Origin of the sequence: Streptomyces sp. NPDC060000 (genome assembly GCF_042737375.1) — a bacterium.
In the GTDB taxonomy this organism is placed as follows: domain Bacteria; phylum Actinomycetota; class Actinomycetes; order Streptomycetales; family Streptomycetaceae; genus Streptomyces.
This window is the reverse complement of record NZ_JBHWUU010000021.1, coordinates 1-15,448: the sequence shown is the minus strand read 5'-3', so window position 1 is coordinate 15,448 and position 15,448 is coordinate 1. Positions and strand designations below refer to the sequence as shown.

At 70.7% G+C, this 15,448-nt stretch carries 14 protein-coding genes; 10 read left to right on the top strand and 4 right to left on the bottom strand.

From position 1 onward, the window contains the following. Positions 1-63 precede the first annotated feature (63 nt). From ACFWBB_RS13620 to ACFWBB_RS13590, 7 genes are all read left to right on the top strand, one after another. A complete protein-coding gene (locus tag ACFWBB_RS13620) occupies positions 64-1,116 on the top strand; it encodes a BMP family protein (protein ID WP_385270366.1) in 1,053 nt (350 codons plus the stop codon). Between the two features lie 246 nt (positions 1,117-1,362). Further along, positions 1,363-3,033: an ABC transporter ATP-binding protein gene (locus ACFWBB_RS13615; RefSeq protein WP_385270577.1), complete on the top strand. Its 1,671-nt coding sequence runs from the start codon at positions 1,363-1,365 to the stop codon at positions 3,031-3,033. After that, entirely contained in the window at positions 3,030-4,148 is a 1,119-nt protein-coding gene (locus ACFWBB_RS13610) for an ABC transporter permease (RefSeq protein WP_385270364.1), read from the top strand. Before ACFWBB_RS13615 ends, ACFWBB_RS13610 begins: the two co-directional genes overlap by 4 nt. Further along, positions 4,148-5,410, top strand: coding sequence for an ABC transporter permease (locus ACFWBB_RS13605; RefSeq protein WP_385270362.1), 1,263 nt, complete (start codon positions 4,148-4,150; stop codon positions 5,408-5,410). Before ACFWBB_RS13610 ends, ACFWBB_RS13605 begins: the two co-directional genes overlap by 1 nt. Further along, a complete protein-coding gene (locus ACFWBB_RS13600) occupies positions 5,407-5,811 on the top strand; it encodes a cytidine deaminase (RefSeq protein WP_385270360.1) in 405 nt (134 codons plus the stop codon). Before ACFWBB_RS13605 ends, ACFWBB_RS13600 begins: the two co-directional genes overlap by 4 nt. Positions 5,812-5,932: 121 nt before the next feature. Next, on the top strand, positions 5,933-7,210 hold the full coding sequence (locus ACFWBB_RS13595) for a thymidine phosphorylase (protein ID WP_385270574.1): 1,278 nt from the start codon (positions 5,933-5,935) through the stop codon (positions 7,208-7,210). Positions 7,211-7,307: 97 nt separating this feature from the next. Continuing rightward, positions 7,308-7,694 carry an STAS domain-containing protein gene (locus ACFWBB_RS13590; protein ID WP_385270358.1) on the top strand — a complete coding sequence of 129 codons (387 nt, stop codon included), beginning with the start codon at positions 7,308-7,310 and terminating at the stop codon, positions 7,692-7,694. Here ACFWBB_RS13590 and ACFWBB_RS13585 read toward each other — a convergent pair. The 3 genes from ACFWBB_RS13585 to ACFWBB_RS13575 all read right to left on the bottom strand — a co-directional run bounded on the left by ACFWBB_RS13585 (position 7,578) and on the right by ACFWBB_RS13575 (position 11,275). Further along, positions 7,578-8,594 (bottom strand): sigma-70 family RNA polymerase sigma factor, encoded by a 1,017-nt coding sequence (locus tag ACFWBB_RS13585; RefSeq protein WP_385270356.1) that lies wholly within the window; start codon positions 8,592-8,594, stop codon positions 7,578-7,580. The two genes, ACFWBB_RS13590 and ACFWBB_RS13585, sit on opposite strands and share 117 nt — an antisense overlap. A 129-nt stretch (positions 8,595-8,723) precedes the next feature. Beyond that, complete coding sequence (gene dnaN, locus ACFWBB_RS13580; RefSeq protein WP_385270354.1) at positions 8,724-9,842, bottom strand: DNA polymerase III subunit beta; 1,119 nt, start codon at positions 9,840-9,842, stop codon at positions 8,724-8,726. 161 nt (positions 9,843-10,003) lie between these two features. Then, positions 10,004-11,275 (bottom strand): MFS transporter, encoded by a 1,272-nt coding sequence (locus ACFWBB_RS13575; protein ID WP_385270352.1) that lies wholly within the window; start codon positions 11,273-11,275, stop codon positions 10,004-10,006. A 63-nt stretch (positions 11,276-11,338) separates the two neighbouring features. On the opposite strand from ACFWBB_RS13575, the gene ACFWBB_RS13570 reads away from it, so the two are divergent. Continuing rightward, positions 11,339-12,310 carry a LysR substrate-binding domain-containing protein gene (locus ACFWBB_RS13570; RefSeq protein WP_385270350.1) on the top strand — a complete coding sequence of 324 codons (972 nt, stop codon included), beginning with the start codon at positions 11,339-11,341 and terminating at the stop codon, positions 12,308-12,310. A 525-nt stretch (positions 12,311-12,835) separates the two neighbouring features. Here ACFWBB_RS13570 and ACFWBB_RS13565 read toward each other — a convergent pair. Then, complete coding sequence (locus tag ACFWBB_RS13565; protein WP_385270348.1) at positions 12,836-13,609, bottom strand: prolyl oligopeptidase family serine peptidase; 774 nt, start codon at positions 13,607-13,609, stop codon at positions 12,836-12,838. Positions 13,610-13,722: 113 nt separating this feature from the next. Here ACFWBB_RS13565 and ACFWBB_RS13560 point away from each other — a divergent pair, with 113 nt between their 5' ends. Both ACFWBB_RS13560 and ACFWBB_RS13555 read left to right on the top strand, forming a co-directional pair. After that, positions 13,723-14,919 carry an adenosine deaminase gene (locus ACFWBB_RS13560; protein WP_385270346.1) on the top strand — a complete coding sequence of 399 codons (1,197 nt, stop codon included), beginning with the start codon at positions 13,723-13,725 and terminating at the stop codon, positions 14,917-14,919. 139 nt (positions 14,920-15,058) lie between these two features. Next, complete coding sequence (locus tag ACFWBB_RS13555; protein ID WP_385270344.1) at positions 15,059-15,412, top strand: ATP-binding protein; 354 nt, start codon at positions 15,059-15,061, stop codon at positions 15,410-15,412. The last annotated feature ends 36 nt before the right edge of the window (positions 15,413-15,448 follow it).

The window sequence follows — 15,448 nt, the reverse complement described above, 5'->3', positions numbered from 1 at the left end:
GCGCGTTACGCTGCGGCGGAACCAGCGCCTGGTTTGGGCGCTTGCACAAAGGAGTCAAGTTCCATGCGCCGGGTGTCCCGAATCGCGGCTGCGGGTGTTGCCACCGCAGCTCTCGCCGTGACCGTTTCCGCTTGCGGAAGCTCCTCCACGTCGTCCTCGTCCTCCAACAGCAGTGACAAGAACCTGGGCCTCGCGCTCGCCTACGACGTCGGCGGCAAGGGCGACCAGTCCTTCAACGATGCCGCCACGGCCGGCCTGGACAAGGCCGACAAGGAGTTCGGCTACAAGTCCTCCGCGGTCGAGCCGCAGGACGGCGAGTCCGACGCGGACAAGGTGCAGCGCCTGGAGAGCCTTGCCAAGCAGGGCTACAACCCGGTGATCGGCGTCGGCTTCGCCTACGCGCCGGCCGTCAAGGAGGTCGCGGCCAAGTACCCGAAGACCACCTTCGGCATCGTCGACGACGAGCAGATCAAGGCCGACAACGTCGCCGACCTGGTCTTCCACGAGGAGCAGGCCTCCTACCTCGCCGGTGTCGCCGCCGCCAAGGCCACCAAGACCAACACGGTCGGCTTCGTCGGTGGTGTGGACGTCCCGCTGATCCACAAGTTCGAGGCCGGCTTCAAGCAGGGCGTCCAGGACACCAAGAAGGGCGTCACGGTCAAGTCGCAGTACCTGACCGAGACCGCCGCCGAGGGTGGCTTCTCCAGCCCCGACAAGGGCGAGAGCGCCGCCGAGGGCCAGATCGACGCCGGTGCGGACGTCGTCTACGCCGCCGCCGGTCTGTCCGGCCAGGGTGTCATCAAGGCCGCCAACGCGCACAAGGTGTGGGCCATCGGCGTCGACTCCGACCAGTACAAGCAGGACGCGCTGAAGGCGTACAAGGGCTCGATCCTGACCTCGGCCATGAAGAACGTCGAGGGCGCGGTCTACACGCTGGCCAAGTCCGTGCACGACGGCAAGCCGGCGACCGGCGTCGTCCGCGGCAGCCTCGAGAACGGCGGCGTGAGCGTGTCGGACTCGAACCCGGCCTTCGCGGGCAACGCCGACATCCAGGCCGCGATCAAGAAGGCCGAAGAGGGCATCAAGAGCGGCACCATCACGGTGAAGACCTCCTGACCTTCTGTCAGGGGTCTTGGCCAAAGAACCGCTGTAATGGCAGCGTTACGGCCACGGAACCGGGCGCGGGAAGTATGTCCTCCCCGCGCCCCGTTCGCGCGGCAGAATGCTCGGAACAGGTCGAGACCTGATCGCGATGCCCCCAGGGCGGCTATCAAGATCATTCAAGATCGATCTGATCCGGGCACTATTTAAAGCAGGGGCGCTACGCGCGTAGAGCGACCCCTTTTCCAAGGAGAGTGCGCCATCGACGCGTCCAGCAGCCCTCCGCTCACCGCACAGTCGACGATCGCGGTAGAGCTGGCGGGGATCACCAAGCGCTTCCCCGGTGTCGTCGCCAACCACGACATCCACCTCGCCGTCCGTAAAGGCACCGTGCACGCCCTCGTCGGCGAGAACGGCGCCGGCAAGTCGACGTTGATGAAGATCCTCTACGGCATGCAGAAGCCGGACGAGGGAACCATCGCGATCGACGGCCGGCAGGTGAGCTTCTCCAGCCCCGCCGACGCCATCGCGCGCGGCATCGGCATGGTCCACCAGCACTTCATGCTGGCCGACAACCTGACCGTGCTGGAGAACGTGGTGCTGGGCAGCGAGAAGCTGTACGGCATCGGTGGCAACGCCCGTAAGAAGATCAAGGAACTCTCCGACCGCTACGGGCTCGGCGTACGCCCCGACGCCCTGGTCGAGGACCTCGGTGTCGCCGACCGGCAGCGCGTCGAGATCCTCAAGGTCCTCTTCCGCGGCGCCACGACCCTCATCCTCGACGAGCCGACCGCCGTCCTCGTCCCGCAGGAGGTCGACGCGCTCTTCGACAACCTGCGCGAGCTGAAGTCCGAGGGCCTGTCCGTCATCTTCATCTCCCACAAGCTGGGCGAGGTGCTGTCCGTCGCCGACGAGATCACGGTCATCCGGCGCGGCACGACCGTCGGCACGGCCGTCCCGGCCGAGACGACCCCGCGTCAGCTCGCCGAGATGATGGTCGGCAGCGAGCTGCCCACCCCGGAGACCGCCGAGTCCACGGTCACCGACAAGCCCGTCATCCAGGTCGCGAACCTCACCGTGTACGCCAGCGGCGGCGCCTCCCTGGGCGTCGAGGCCGAGCCCACCGGCGGCGCCACGCTGGCCCCCGAGGGCGGCGAGGTCAAGAAGGCGCTCGACGACGTCAGCTTCACCATCCACGCCGGGGAGGTCATGGGCATCGCCGGCGTCGAGGGCAATGGCCAGACCGAGCTGATCGACGCGCTGATCGGCACCAAGAACGCGGACTCCGGCACCATCGCCTTCCTGGGCGAGGACATCACCCCCTGGAGCACCCGCAAGCGGCGTGAGTCCGGCGTCGGCTACATCCCCGAGGACCGCCACCGCCAGGGCCTGCTCCTGGAGGCACCCCTCTGGGAGAACCGCATCCTCGGCCATGTCACCGAGGCCCCCAACGCCAAGGGCTTCTGGCTCAACCCCAAGGGCGCCCAGGCCGACACCCGCCGGATCGTCGAGGAGTACGACGTCCGCACCCCCGGCATCGACGTCACCGCCGCCTCCCTCTCCGGCGGCAACCAGCAGAAGCTGATCGTCGGCCGCGAGATGAGCCACAACCCCAAGTTCCTGATCGCCGCCCACCCCACCCGCGGGGTGGACGTCGGTGCCCAGGCCCAGATCTGGGACCGCATCCGCGAGGCCCGCCGCGAGGGACTGGCGGTGCTGCTGATCTCCGCCGACCTCGACGAGCTCATCGGCCTGTCGGACACCCTGCGCGTGATCTACAACGGCACGCTCGTAGCGGACGCCGACCCCGCCACCATCACCCCGGAGGAGCTCGGCTCCGCCATGACCGGCGCCGCGTCCGGTCACCTGGAACACGTGGACGACGCGGAAACCACCGAGGAAGCTGCCGGTCCGGAGGACGAGGCCCGATGAAGAAGTTCGACAAGGAGCGCGTGCTCCTCGCGGTGGCCGGCCCGGTCATCGCGCTCGTCGCGGCGATCCTGCTGACCTCGGTCGTGCTGATCGCCTCGGGCAAGAGCCCGATCGAGCCCTACACGCTCATGCTGGAGCAGGCCGGCTACTCCGACGTCCAGGTCCTGATCGTCAACCAGGCCTCGATGTACTACGTCGCCGCCCTCGCGGTCGCCATCGGCTTCCGCATGAACCTGTTCAACATCGGCGTCGACGGCCAGTACCGCCTCGCCGCGATGATGACCGCCGTCGTCGGCGCCAACATCGCCCTGCCGTCCTTCCTCCAGATCCCGCTGCTGCTCCTGGTCGGCGTCCTCACCGGCGCCTTCTGGGCCGGCATCGCGGGCGTCCTGAAGGTCACCCGGGGCGTCAGCGAGGTGGTCGCGACGATCATGCTGAACGCGATCGCCACCAGCCTGATCGGCTACCTCACCCTCGACAACATCTGGGGCGTGCAGGTCGGCAACAACAACACCACCGGCATCATGAAGAACGCCGGCTGGGTCCCCGGCATCGACCTCGGCGCGGACGTCGGCGAGATCTACGGCCTGGTCTTCCTCGCCATCGCCCTCGGCATCGGCTACTGGATCGTCCTCAACCGCACCCGCTTCGGCTTCGACCTGCGCGCCACCGGCGAGTCCGAGACGGCCGCCGCGGCCTCCGGCGTCGACGCCAAGAGGATGGTCCTCACCGCCATGCTGATCTCCGGCGGCATCGCGGGCCTCTCCGGCCTGCCCCTGCTGCTCGGCGACGCGCACACCTACAGCCTGAGCTTCCCCACGGGTCTCGGCTTCACCGGCATCACCATCGCCCTGCTCGGCCGCAACAACCCGGTCGGCATCGCCTTCGCCGCGCTCCTGATCGCCTTCCTCGACAAGGCCTCTCCCGCTCTCGACTACGCGACCCCGGTGGCGTACGAGAAGGAGATCGCCACGATCATGCAGGGCCTCATCGTCTTCGCGGTCGTCATCTCGTACGAGGCCGTACGCCAGTGGGGTCTGCGCCGTCAGCAGAAGCGTGTCGGCGCCGAGCTCGCCGCCGCCGCCCAGAACACCAAGAAGGAGGTGACGGTCTGATGAGCACCACGACCATCGCCAAGCCGAAGGCGAAGCAGCCCGGCAAGGGCGGCCGCCGACTCTCGCTCCCGGTCCTCCTGCTGGTCATCGCGGGCGTCCTCGTGCTGACCTCGGTCGTCCGCCTCATCACCGGCGCGGACGGCATCACCTCCACCGGCCAGATGTCCACGGCGCTGCGCCTCGCCGTGCCCATCGGTCTCGCCGGGCTCGGCGGTCTGTGGTCCGAACGCGCGGGCGTCGTCAACATCGGTCTCGAGGGCATGATGATCCTCGGCACCTGGTTCGGCGCCTGGGCCGGCTACCAGTGGGGCCCGTGGACGGGCGTCGTCTTCGGCATCGTCGGCGGCGCGCTCGGCGCCGTCCTGCACGCCATCGCGACCGTCACCTTCAACGTGAACCACATCGTCTCCGGTGTGGCCATCAACATCCTGGCCATCGGCACCACCCGCTACCTGTCGAAGTTCACCTTCGAGGGCGCCCCGCAGGGCTCCTCCAAGCAGTCCCCGCCGATCGACTCGCTTGGCACCTTCGACATCCCGGGCCTGTCGAGCTGGCTGGACACGCTCAACGAGAAACACTGGTTCCTGATCTCGGACATCGCGGGGCTGGTCGGCGGTCTGATCACCGACCTGTCGCCGCTCACCGTCGTCGCCGTCGCCCTCGTCCCGGCCACCTGGTGGGTGCTGTGGCGGACGGCCTTCGGCCTGCGGCTGCGGTCCTGCGGCGAGAACCCGGTGGCCGCCGAGTCCCTCGGCGTCAACGTCTACAAGTACAAGTACATCGCCGTGATCATCAGCGGCGGCTTCGCCGGCCTCGGCGGCGCGTTCCTGTCCATCGTGGCCTCGAACGTCTACCTCGACGGCCAGACCGCGGGCCGCGGCTACATCGGCCTCGCCGCGATGATCTTCGGCAACTGGATGCCGGGCGGCCTCGCCCTCGGCGCCGGACTGTTCGGCTACACCGACAGCCTCAACCTGCGCGGCGGTACCACCAACGTGCACGCGCTGATCCTGCTCCTCGCGATCGTGCTGGTCTTCGGCGCCGCCTACCTGGCGTGGAAGAAGAAGTACGTCCCCGCCGTCGTCACCGCGCTGATCTCGGCCCTGATGTTCGTCTGGTACGTCAGCACGGACGAGGTCCCGCGCCAGGTCGTGACGGCCGCGCCGTACGTCGTCACGCTGCTGGTGCTCTCGCTCTCCGCCCAGTCCCTCAGGATGCCCAAGGCGGACGGCATGCCGTACCGGAAGGGGCAGGGCAAGTGACGCCGCCCGCCGTCGAGATCGACTGGGAGCGGCTGCGTGCGGTGGCCCGGGACGCCATGTCCCGGGCGTACGCCCCGTACTCCGGCTACCCGGTGGGCGTGGCGGCCCTCGTCGACGACGGCCGGACCGTGTCGGGCTGCAACGTCGAGAACGCCTCCTACGGACTCGGCCTGTGCGCCGAGTGCGGGCTGGTCTCGGAACTCCAGAACACCGGCGGCGGCCGGCTGACCCACTTCACCTGTGTGGACGGCCGCGGCGAGGTCCTCGTCCCGTGCGGCCGCTGCCGCCAGCTGCTCTACGAGTTCGGGGGCTCCGAACTGCTGCTGGAGACGCCGGCGGGGATCCTGCCGCTGGCGGAGATGCTCCCACAGGCCTTCGGCCCGGGTCACCTCACCAAGTAAGTCCCGCGCGGCCCCTCTGACTGGCGCAGAGGGGCCGCGCGGTTTCTGGAACGTCTTGCCGCACCACCGTGCACCCGCACTACGGTGCACCACCGGAAGGAAAGCCATGACGCAGTTGTCGATGGATGCGGTCTCCGTCATCCGCAGCAAGCGGGACCGCGGTGAACTCAGCGACGAGCAGATCGACTGGGTCATCGACGCGTACACCCGCGGCGAGGTCGCCGACTACCAGATGGCCGCCCTCAACATGGCCATCCTGCTGAACGGCATGAACCGCCGCGAGATCGCCCGCTGGACGGCCGCGATGATCGCTTCCGGCGAGCGCATGGACTTCTCCGCCCTGTCCCGTCCGACGGCCGACAAGCACTCCACGGGCGGCGTCGGCGACAAGATCACCCTCCCGCTGGCCCCGCTGGTGGCGGCCTGCGGCGCGGCGGTCCCGCAGCTCTCCGGCCGGGGTCTCGGCCACACCGGCGGCACCCTGGACAAGCTGGAGTCGATCCCGGGCTGGCGCGCGCTGCTCTCCAACGAGGAGATGCTGCACGTGCTGGACACGACCGGCGCGGTGATCTGCGCGGCGGGCGACGGCCTCGCCCCGGCCGACAAGAAGCTGTACGCGCTGCGGGACGTGACGGGCACGGTGGAGGCGATCCCGCTGATCGCCTCGTCGATCATGTCGAAGAAGATCGCGGAGGGCACGGGTTCCCTGGTCCTGGACGTGAAGGTGGGCACCGGCGCGTTCATGAAGACCATCGAGGACGCCCGTGAGCTGGCGTCGACGATGGTCGGCCTGGGCACCGACCACGGCGTGAGGACGGTCGCCCTGCTGACCGACATGTCCACCCCCCTCGGGCTCACCGCGGGCAACGCCCTGGAGGTCCGCGAGTCGGTCGAGGTCCTGGCCGGCGGCGGCCCGGCGGACGTGGTGGAGCTGACGATCGCGCTCGCCCGCGAGATGCTCGACGCGGCCGGCGTCAGGGACGCGGACCCGGCGAAGGCGCTGGCCGACGGCTCGGCGATGGACGTGTGGCGTCGCATGATCGCGGCCCAGGGCGGCGACCCGGACGCCGCGCTGCCCACGGCGAAGGAACAGCACGTGGTGAAGGCGGGCGCCTCGGGCGTCCTGACCCGCCTCGACGCCTACGACATCGGCATCGCCGCCTGGCGCCTCGGCGCGGGCCGCGCCCGCAAGGAGGACCCGGTGCAGGCGGGCGCGGGCGTCGAGCTGCACGCCAAGCCCGGCGACACGGTCAAGGAGGGCCAGCCCCTCTTGACCCTCCACACGGACACCCCGGAGCGCTTCGAGTACGCCCTCCAGGCGGTGACGGGTTCGTACGACATCGGCGCGGCCGACACCGAGTTCACCGCGTCCCCGGTGGTGCTGGAACGCATCGCCTGACGGTCGCCGGAGCCGGTCGCCCGAACCGGTCGCCCGAACCGGTCGCCCGAGCCGGTCGCCCGAACGGATCGGGCGACCCGCGGGCTCTCCCGCGCCGATGAGTTGGGCGCCCCGCCCCGGTCTACCGGTCGTGGAAGCGACGACACCGCCCGTACTCACCCTGACCGGCCCTGTCACCCGCTCCCGGGTGACAGAGCTCGGCGACGACGTACGGGCGCTGCTGGAGGCGAGCGGTGCCGTGGTCGTCGTCTGTGACGTCGCCGGGATCGGGCCGCCGGGACTCCTCGCCGTCGACCTGCTGGCGCGGCTCCAGCTGGCCGCCCGGCGGGCCGGGGGACGCATACGGCTGCGCGCCCCCGACCCCGCCCTACGCGCCCTGCTCGACCTCGCCGGTCTCCGCTTCGAGGTGGAGGGGCAGGCCGAAGAGGGGGAACCAGCGCTGGGTGTCGAGGTAGAAGTGGAACCCGGTGAGGCGGCCGTCTGAGATCTCCAGGACCTGAATCGCCCAGGGGGTGAACCCGCCCCCGTCGGGGTCCGGCTTGTACTGGGCGAAGCCCGGCAGACCGTTGACCTGGACCGGCAGCAGCCGCGAACCCTCGCAGGCGGAGCCCATCGTGGTCATGAAGCCCGTGATGTCGTCGTGTCCTGTCAGCCACAGGTCGAACGGCGGCATCGTCATGATGGCGTCCTCGTGCAGGAGGGCCGTCAGCGCCGTCATGTCGTAGCCCTCGAAGGCCGCCACATAGCGGTCGAGCAGTTTCTGCTGTTCCTCGTCCAACGGGTCGGACACCGCGGCGTTCGCGCCGGAGGCCGCCCGCTCGGACAGCGTCGCCCGCGCCCGCTGGAGCGCGCTGTTGACCGAGGCGACCGAGGTGTCGAGCAGCTCGGCGACCTCGCTCGCCTTCCAGGCCAGCACCTCCCGCAGGATCAGCACCGCCCGCTGCTTCGGCGGGAGCTGCTGCAACGCGGCCATGAACGCGAGACGCACCGACTCCTTGGCCACCGCCGCCTCGGCCGGGTCCTCCACCTTCGGCAGCACACGGGCGTCCGGCATCGGCTCCAGCCAGGTGTTGTCGGGGCGGGGGGAGAGGGCCGCCCGGGCGAGCGGGGTGGGCTCGGAGAGGTCCATCGGCCGGGCCCGCTTGTTGCCGGCCGTCAGCATGTCCAGGCAGACGTTGGTCGCGATGCGGTACAGCCACGAGCGCAGGCTGGAGCGGCCCTCGAACTTCTCGTAGCTCCGCCAGGCGCGCACCAGGGTGTCCTGCACCGCGTCCTCGGCCTCGAACGAGGAGCCGAGCATGCGGTAGCAGTAACCGGTCAGCTCGGTCCGGTGCTTCTCCAGTGCGACGTCGATGTCGGTCGTCGTCGCCGTGCTGTTGCTCATCGTCCACCCACCCCTGTGGCCGTTCTGTCACGCGTCTTCGCGCCCAGCACTTCGGAAGCTACCGCAGCCCACTGACAATGGCCCGCCGAGGCGGCGAAAGCCCAGGTCAAATGGGTTGTCCGGGCATGGTCAGACCAGCTGCTTCACCGACATCAGCAGGTGCCGGTGAAGGCCCCGGGGCGCGTCCGCCGCGCCCAGCAGCGCCCGCTGGCCCGTCCCCAGCAGCTCCACCCGCAGCCTCGGCGCCTCGAAGGAGGCCAGCGCGTCCAGCAGATACGCCGGATTGAAGGCCACGGTCACCTCCTCGGCGCCGGTCAGCCCGGCGGGCAGCCGCTGGGTTGCCACGTCGTCGCCGTACCCGGCGCGCAGCACGACGGACTCCGCCGAGAAGTCCAGCCGCACCGGACTGTTCGCCTCCGCCACGACCCCGACCCGCCGCACGGCCTCGGTGAGCGCGCCGCACTCCACCTCGGCGACCGCGGCCCCCGCCATGTCGAACAGTTTCCCGTACCCCGGCAGCCGTCCGTCCAGCCGCCGTACCACCGTCCGCATCCGCCCGCCCTCGAACCCGATCGGGCCACCCACCGAGCCCTCGTCCAGCCCGATCCGGACGACCCCGCACCGGGCCAGTGACCGGCTCACGTCGAGCAGTCGCCGGGACGGCACGAGCGCCTCCGCCACACCCTCGGCGGCCGCCTCCGGCTTCCACTCCAGCCGCCGTACCGCGTACCGGTAGCGGTCCGACGCCGACAGCGTCATCTCGTCGCCCTCCAGGTGCAGCTGGACGCCGGTCAGCACCGGGAGCGTGTCGTCACGGCCCGCGGCCACCGCGACCTGGGCGACGGCGGTCGAGAACGCGGCCGAGTCCACGGTGCCGTACGCCCCCGGCGGTTCGGGCGGGGTGGGGTACTCCTCACGCGGGAGGGTCGACAGGCCGAAGCTGGTGCCGCCCGCCTCGACCGTGAACCGGGTGCCCTCCAGGGCGCAGCTCACCGGCCAGTCCGGCAGCACCTTGCAGATGTCGAGGAGCCGGCGGCCGAGCACGAGCACCCGGCCCGCCACGCCGACCTCGGCGTCGGTCCCGATCCGTGCCGCCGTCTCGAAGTCGAACCCCGACACGCTCAGCCGCCCCGCCGCCGCGTCCAGCAGCAGCCCGCCCAGCACGGGCACCGGCGTACGGGCGGGCAGCGCGCGGGCCGCCCAGGCCACCGCCTCGACGAGGTCACCGCGGTCGATCCGGAACTCCATCAAAAATCCCCCTGCTCAAGCCGGTTGTCGCGCGGAGGCTACGCGCCACCACTGACAACCGGCCCTCAACAGGGGGAAGAAAGGAAGGAAGCAGGCCGGAGGAAGCAGGCCGGAGGAAGCAGGCCGGAGGAAGCAGGAGAAGGGGGAAGGCCGCGGAACGTTCAGTGGGCGGCGACCAGCGTCTGCCGACGGGCCGCCCGGGTCCCGAACACCGTGATCGTCACGACGCCGAGCACCGCCAGGACGCCCACGCCGACCGTGCCGGCCCAGCCGCCCGAGTGAAAGGCCAGCGCGCCGACCGTGGAGCCGGTGCTGGAGCCGATGTAGTACGCGGACTGGTAGAGGGCGGAGGCCTGCGCGCGGCCGGTCGTCGCGGTCTTGCTGACCGCCGAGGACGCCACCGCGTGCCCCGCGAAGAAGCCCGCCGTGATCAGGACCAGGCCCAGCAGGACCGGAGCCAGCGAGTCCGCAAGCGACAGCAGCAGCCCGCCGGCCGTGGTGCCGCCCGCCAGGTACAGCGCGCCGCGCCGGCCGAGCCGACCGACCAGCCGGCCCGCCGTCGACGCCGACACCGTGCCCACCAGGTACACCAGGAAGATCGAGCCGACGATGCCCTGAGGGAGGGAGAACGGCGCCTCCGTCAGCCGGTAGCCGATTACCGTGTACACGCCACCGAAGACCGTCATGAACAGCGCGCCGATCGCGTACAGACGGCACAGCAGCGGGTTGGCGAGGTGCTCGCGGACCGTGCGGACCAGGACGCGGGGCGCCGGTGATCCCGCCCTGAAGTGCTTCGGCGCCGGCAGCAGCAGCCGGAAGGCGATCGCGCAGGCCACCGCGAGGGCGCCGATCACCCCGACGGCCACCCGCCAGCCCCACTCCTGTGCCACCCAGCCGGTGATGACCCGGCCGCTCATCCCGCCGACGCTGTTGCCCGCCACGAAGAGGCCGATCGCCGTGATGAGCGCCTTCGGCCGGACCTCCTCGGCCAGGTACGCGGTCGCCGACGCCGGAAGCCCGGCCAGCGCCGCGCCCTGCACCGCCCGCAGCAGTACCAGAGTGCCCAGGGAGGGCGCGAAGGGGACCAGCACGCCCACGCCCACCGCGACGCCCAGCGAGGCCGTCATCACCGTACGGCGGCCGTAGCGCTCCGACAGGGCGCTCATCGGGAGCACGAACAGCGCCAGCCCGCCGGTCGCCGCCGCCACCGTCCAGCTCGCCCGACTCGCCGCCACCCCGAAGTCGTCCGAGATCAGCGGCAGCAGCGCCTGTGTGGAGTACAGCAGGGCGAAGGTCGCCACACCGGCGAGGAAGAGCGCGAAGCTCATCCGGCGGTAGCCGGGGCCACCGGGGGACAGCCGGGAGTCGGAGGAGAGGGGAGCGGAGGACGCGGCGCCCACGAGCGTGGACGCCCCGGTACTGGCGGGAGACATGCCTCGAAGTTACGTACGCCCCCGCTCATCCGTCCAATGCATGGAATCGTCATAATCGTTCCCATGGTGCATCAGCAGAGGTCAGAGGGTCGCCTGTCACCGTCCAGTGACACAGAAGACACGGCGGACACGGCAGTCATGTCGAGGCTGCTGGCCCCCCGGCTCGCGTACTTCGCCGGAGTCGCCCGTACCGAGCACGTCACGCGCGCCGCTCAGGAGATGCAGGTCCCGCAGTCGACGCTGTCCCGGGCCATGGTCCGCCTCGAACAGGACCTGGGCGTCGACCTGTTCGCCCGCCACGGCCGCACGGTCTCCCTCACCCCCGCCGGACGCACCTTCCTCGCCTCCGTCGAGCGCGCTCTCGACGAGATCGAGCGGGCCGCCGACGAGGTCCGGGCGGACGCCGACCCGGCCACCGGCAAGGTCGCCTTCGGCTTTCTGCACACCATGGGCGCCGAGACCGTCCCCGGTCTGATCCACGCCTTCCGCGCCGATCACCCGCGCGTCCGCTTCAGCCTGGTCCAGAACTACGGCGAGGCGATGCTCGAACGGCTGCGGGCGGGGGAGCTGGACCTCTGTCTGACCTCCCCGGTCCCGGATGCCCCCGACCTGGTGGCCCGCCGCCTCGACGAGCAGAAACTGCGCCTGGTCGTCCCGGCCGATCACCGCCTCGCCGCCCGCAGACGGGTCCGCCTCGCCGAGGCCGCCGACGAGGCCTTCGTGACCCTGGAACCCGGCTACGGTCTGCGCCGTATCACCGACGACCTCTGCAAGGAAGCCGGGTTCCGCCCCCGGATCGCCTTCGAGGGCGAGGAGGCGGAGACCCTGCGCGGGCTGGTCGCGGCGGGTCTCGGCGTGGCCCTGCTGCCGCCGCCGGCCGTGGCCAGGCCGGGGGTGGTGGAGCTGACGGTGACCGCCCCGCGCGCCGCCCGGGAGATCGGCGTGGCCTGGCTGGACGGCCACCCGGACACCCCACCGGTGGCGGCCTTCAAGAAGTTCCTGTTGTCGAGAAGGGGCAACCTACTCCCGAACTGAGCCCCCGAACCGTTCCTGTGGACTGAGCGGGAGTGAGTCCGTTCAGTCGCGCGCCCCGAACGGTCCTGGGCGAACTGGTCCCCGGCGTACTCGACCCCGAGGCGGCGACACGCATCCTGTGCGTGGTCCGGGCCCGGGAAACCGGTTCCCTGTGCGACCTGACCGGTCGGGTACGGCCAGAGGCGACGGGGAGGCCCTGAACCATCCTCTGGTGGAGCAGGGGCCCCGCACTCCCCCAGACGCCGTACCCGGTGTCCCAGATCGCACAGTCACGCTAACCCGAACGGCCCAGGGCACCGCAACCTCGGAAGCCGACGATCACACGATCGAGCTAAATGCGACCTCGTACGCACCCCTTGGCGAGCCGCTAACAACCCCCCGACGCGCCGGAACGCCGCACCCGCCACCGGTCCGAGGCGGCGAACCCGCTTCCGCACCGGGCCGGCGGACCCGGTGCCGGTTCGAGGCGGCGAACCCGATCGCCGTACCGGACCGGTGAACCCACTGCCGGTCCGAGCCGGCTCCTCAGGGGCGGCCCCGGCGCCGTAACGACTTGCCGAATCCGACGGCCAACGGCATCCGCAGCCCCAGCGGCGGCGGGGCTGCCAGGGCGTCCTCCACCGGCCGGGCGAGCGTCCTTCCGAACAGCGCGCCCATGACGAAGTCCTCGACCAGCGCGAGGACTTCGCTGCGGTACTGGTGCAGCCCGTGGCCGTCGGAGTGCACCTCGAACCGGCACACGTCCCGGTTCGCCTTCTTCGCGCGTGCCGCGAACCGGAACGACAGCTCGGGGTCGCAGCGCTCGTCCTTCGTGCCGTGCACGATCAGCACCCGCCGCCCGGCCAGCTGCTTCACCGGTTCGGGTGCGGCGGCCATGTCCTCCTCCGGCAGCCACGGAGCGATCGCCAGCACGGAGTTGACGGCCTCGTGACCGCCCGCCCGCAGCGCGGCCCGCGCGCCCATGTCGACGCCGACCAGGCACACGGGGACGTCTCCGTACCGCCGTACTGCCTCGTCGGCCGCCCAGGACGCGTCGGCCGCGAGATGCGCCTCGCTGCCGTTCCAGCCGCGACAGCGGTAGTGCACGGCATGGATGGCGAGCCCCTCCTCGCGTCCCGCCCGGGCGAGCCTGCGCCCCAGCCCCCGCACGAAGCCCGCCGCCCACACGGCGGACGGTCTGCGGCTGGAGACCTCCTCACCGCCCGGGAGCAGCAGCACCACCCCGCTCACCGCCGTCGGCGCCGGGCCGAGCGCCCTCCCCAGCCGGACCGTGCGAACCGGCGTCACATCCTGTGCCATGACAGAACAGTGTCAGAAGCGTCGATGTACTCCACCCGTCCGTGCGGTCACCGTTACATATCGGCGGAGTTGTACAACGCGCCGTCTACGCGCGTAGGAGTTAGAGTGCGGAAATGACGAGCCAGAGCACTCAGGCGGGCATCACCCCGAGCTCGGACCAGATCCGGCGGGCACCCAAGGTTCTGCTGCACGACCATCTCGACGGCGGGCTGCGCCCCGGCACGATCGTCGACCTCGCCCGGGAGTCCGTCCCCCACGGCCCCAAAGGCGTGGGAGGCGCTCCCATCGCCCAACTCCCGGAAACCGACCCCGACAAGCTCGGCGTCTGGTTCCGCGAGGCCGCCGACTCCGGTTCGCTGGAACGGTATCTGGAGACCTTCTCGCACACCGTGGGCGTGATGCAGACCCGCGACGCGCTCGTCCGGGTCGCCCGCGAGTGCGCCGAGGACCTCGCCGAGGACGGTGTCGTCTACGCCGAGGTGCGCTACGCGCCCGAGCAGCACCTCGACGGCGGACTGAGCCTCGAAGAGGTCGTCGAAGCCGTCAACGAGGGCTTCCGGGAGGGCGAGCGGACGGCCCGGCACAACGGGCACCGCATCCGCGTCGGCGCCCTGCTCACCGCCATGCGGCACGCGGCCCGCGCCCTGGAGATCGCCGAACTCGCCAACCGCTACCGGGATCTCGGCGTCGTCGGCTTCGACATCGCGGGCGCGGAGGCGGGCTTCCCGCCCACCCGGCACCTCGACGCCTTCGAGTACCTGAAGCGCGAGAACAACCACTTCACCATCCACGCCGGTGAGGCCTTCGGGCTGCCGTCCATCTGGCAGGCCCTCCAGTGGTGCGGCGCCGACCGGCTCGGCCACGGGGTGCGCATCATCGACGACATCGAGGTCACCGCCGACGGCGGCGTGAAGCTCGGCCGGCTCGCCTCCTACGTCCGTGACAAGCGCATCCCGCTGGAGCTGTGCCCCAGCTCCAACCTCCAGACCGGAGCGGCCACCTCCTACGCCGAGCACCCCATCGGCCTGCTGCGCCGGCTTCACTTCCGGGCCACCGTCAACACCGACAACCGTCTGATGTCCGGCACCAGCATGAGCCGGGAATTCGAGCACCTTGTCGACGCATTCGGTTATACGCTCGACGATCTCCAGTGGTTCTCTGTCAATGCTATGAAGTCAGCATTCATTCCTTTCGATGAACGACTTGCCATGATCAATGACGTGATCAAGCCCGGTTATTCCGAGCTGAAGTCCGAATGGCTGTTCCAGCAGGCCGCCTCCACCAGCGGTTCTGTGACCTCGGAAGGCTGAGCTCCGGGTTTCCCGAGGTGCCGGACGCGGGCGGGTGTTGACCATCCGTCCGCATTTCAATGTTTGCCGCCGACCCCTCTCCGTGTTTACGGTCGAGAACCGCTCAGTTCCCCGTATCCCACTCGAGGACGCATTCATCATGAAGCAGTCTGCTGCCAAGACCCTCGGTGTCGCCGCGCTCGGTGCCGCCTTCGCCGCCGTCGGCGCGGGCGCCGCGAACGCGGCCCCCGCCGTTCCGGACGCCGCCCACACCCTGGACGGCGTCACCAGGACGCTGCCGGCGGAGAACGTGGCCCAGGCGCTCCCCGGTGCCGGTGAGGCGCTGTCGCAGGCCCAGCCGGCGCTCGGTGCGGGCCTGGCCGCCGCCCAGCCGGTCGCCGGGAAGCTGCTCGCCCAGGGTCCGACCGCGCCCGTCGCCGGTCTGCTCGGTGGTCTGCCGCTGCAGGGCCTGCCCACGCACGGCCTGCCGGTGAACGGCCTCCCGCTGGGCTGAGCGCCGCCCGTCACGCGCGCCAACGCCGTCGGGGCG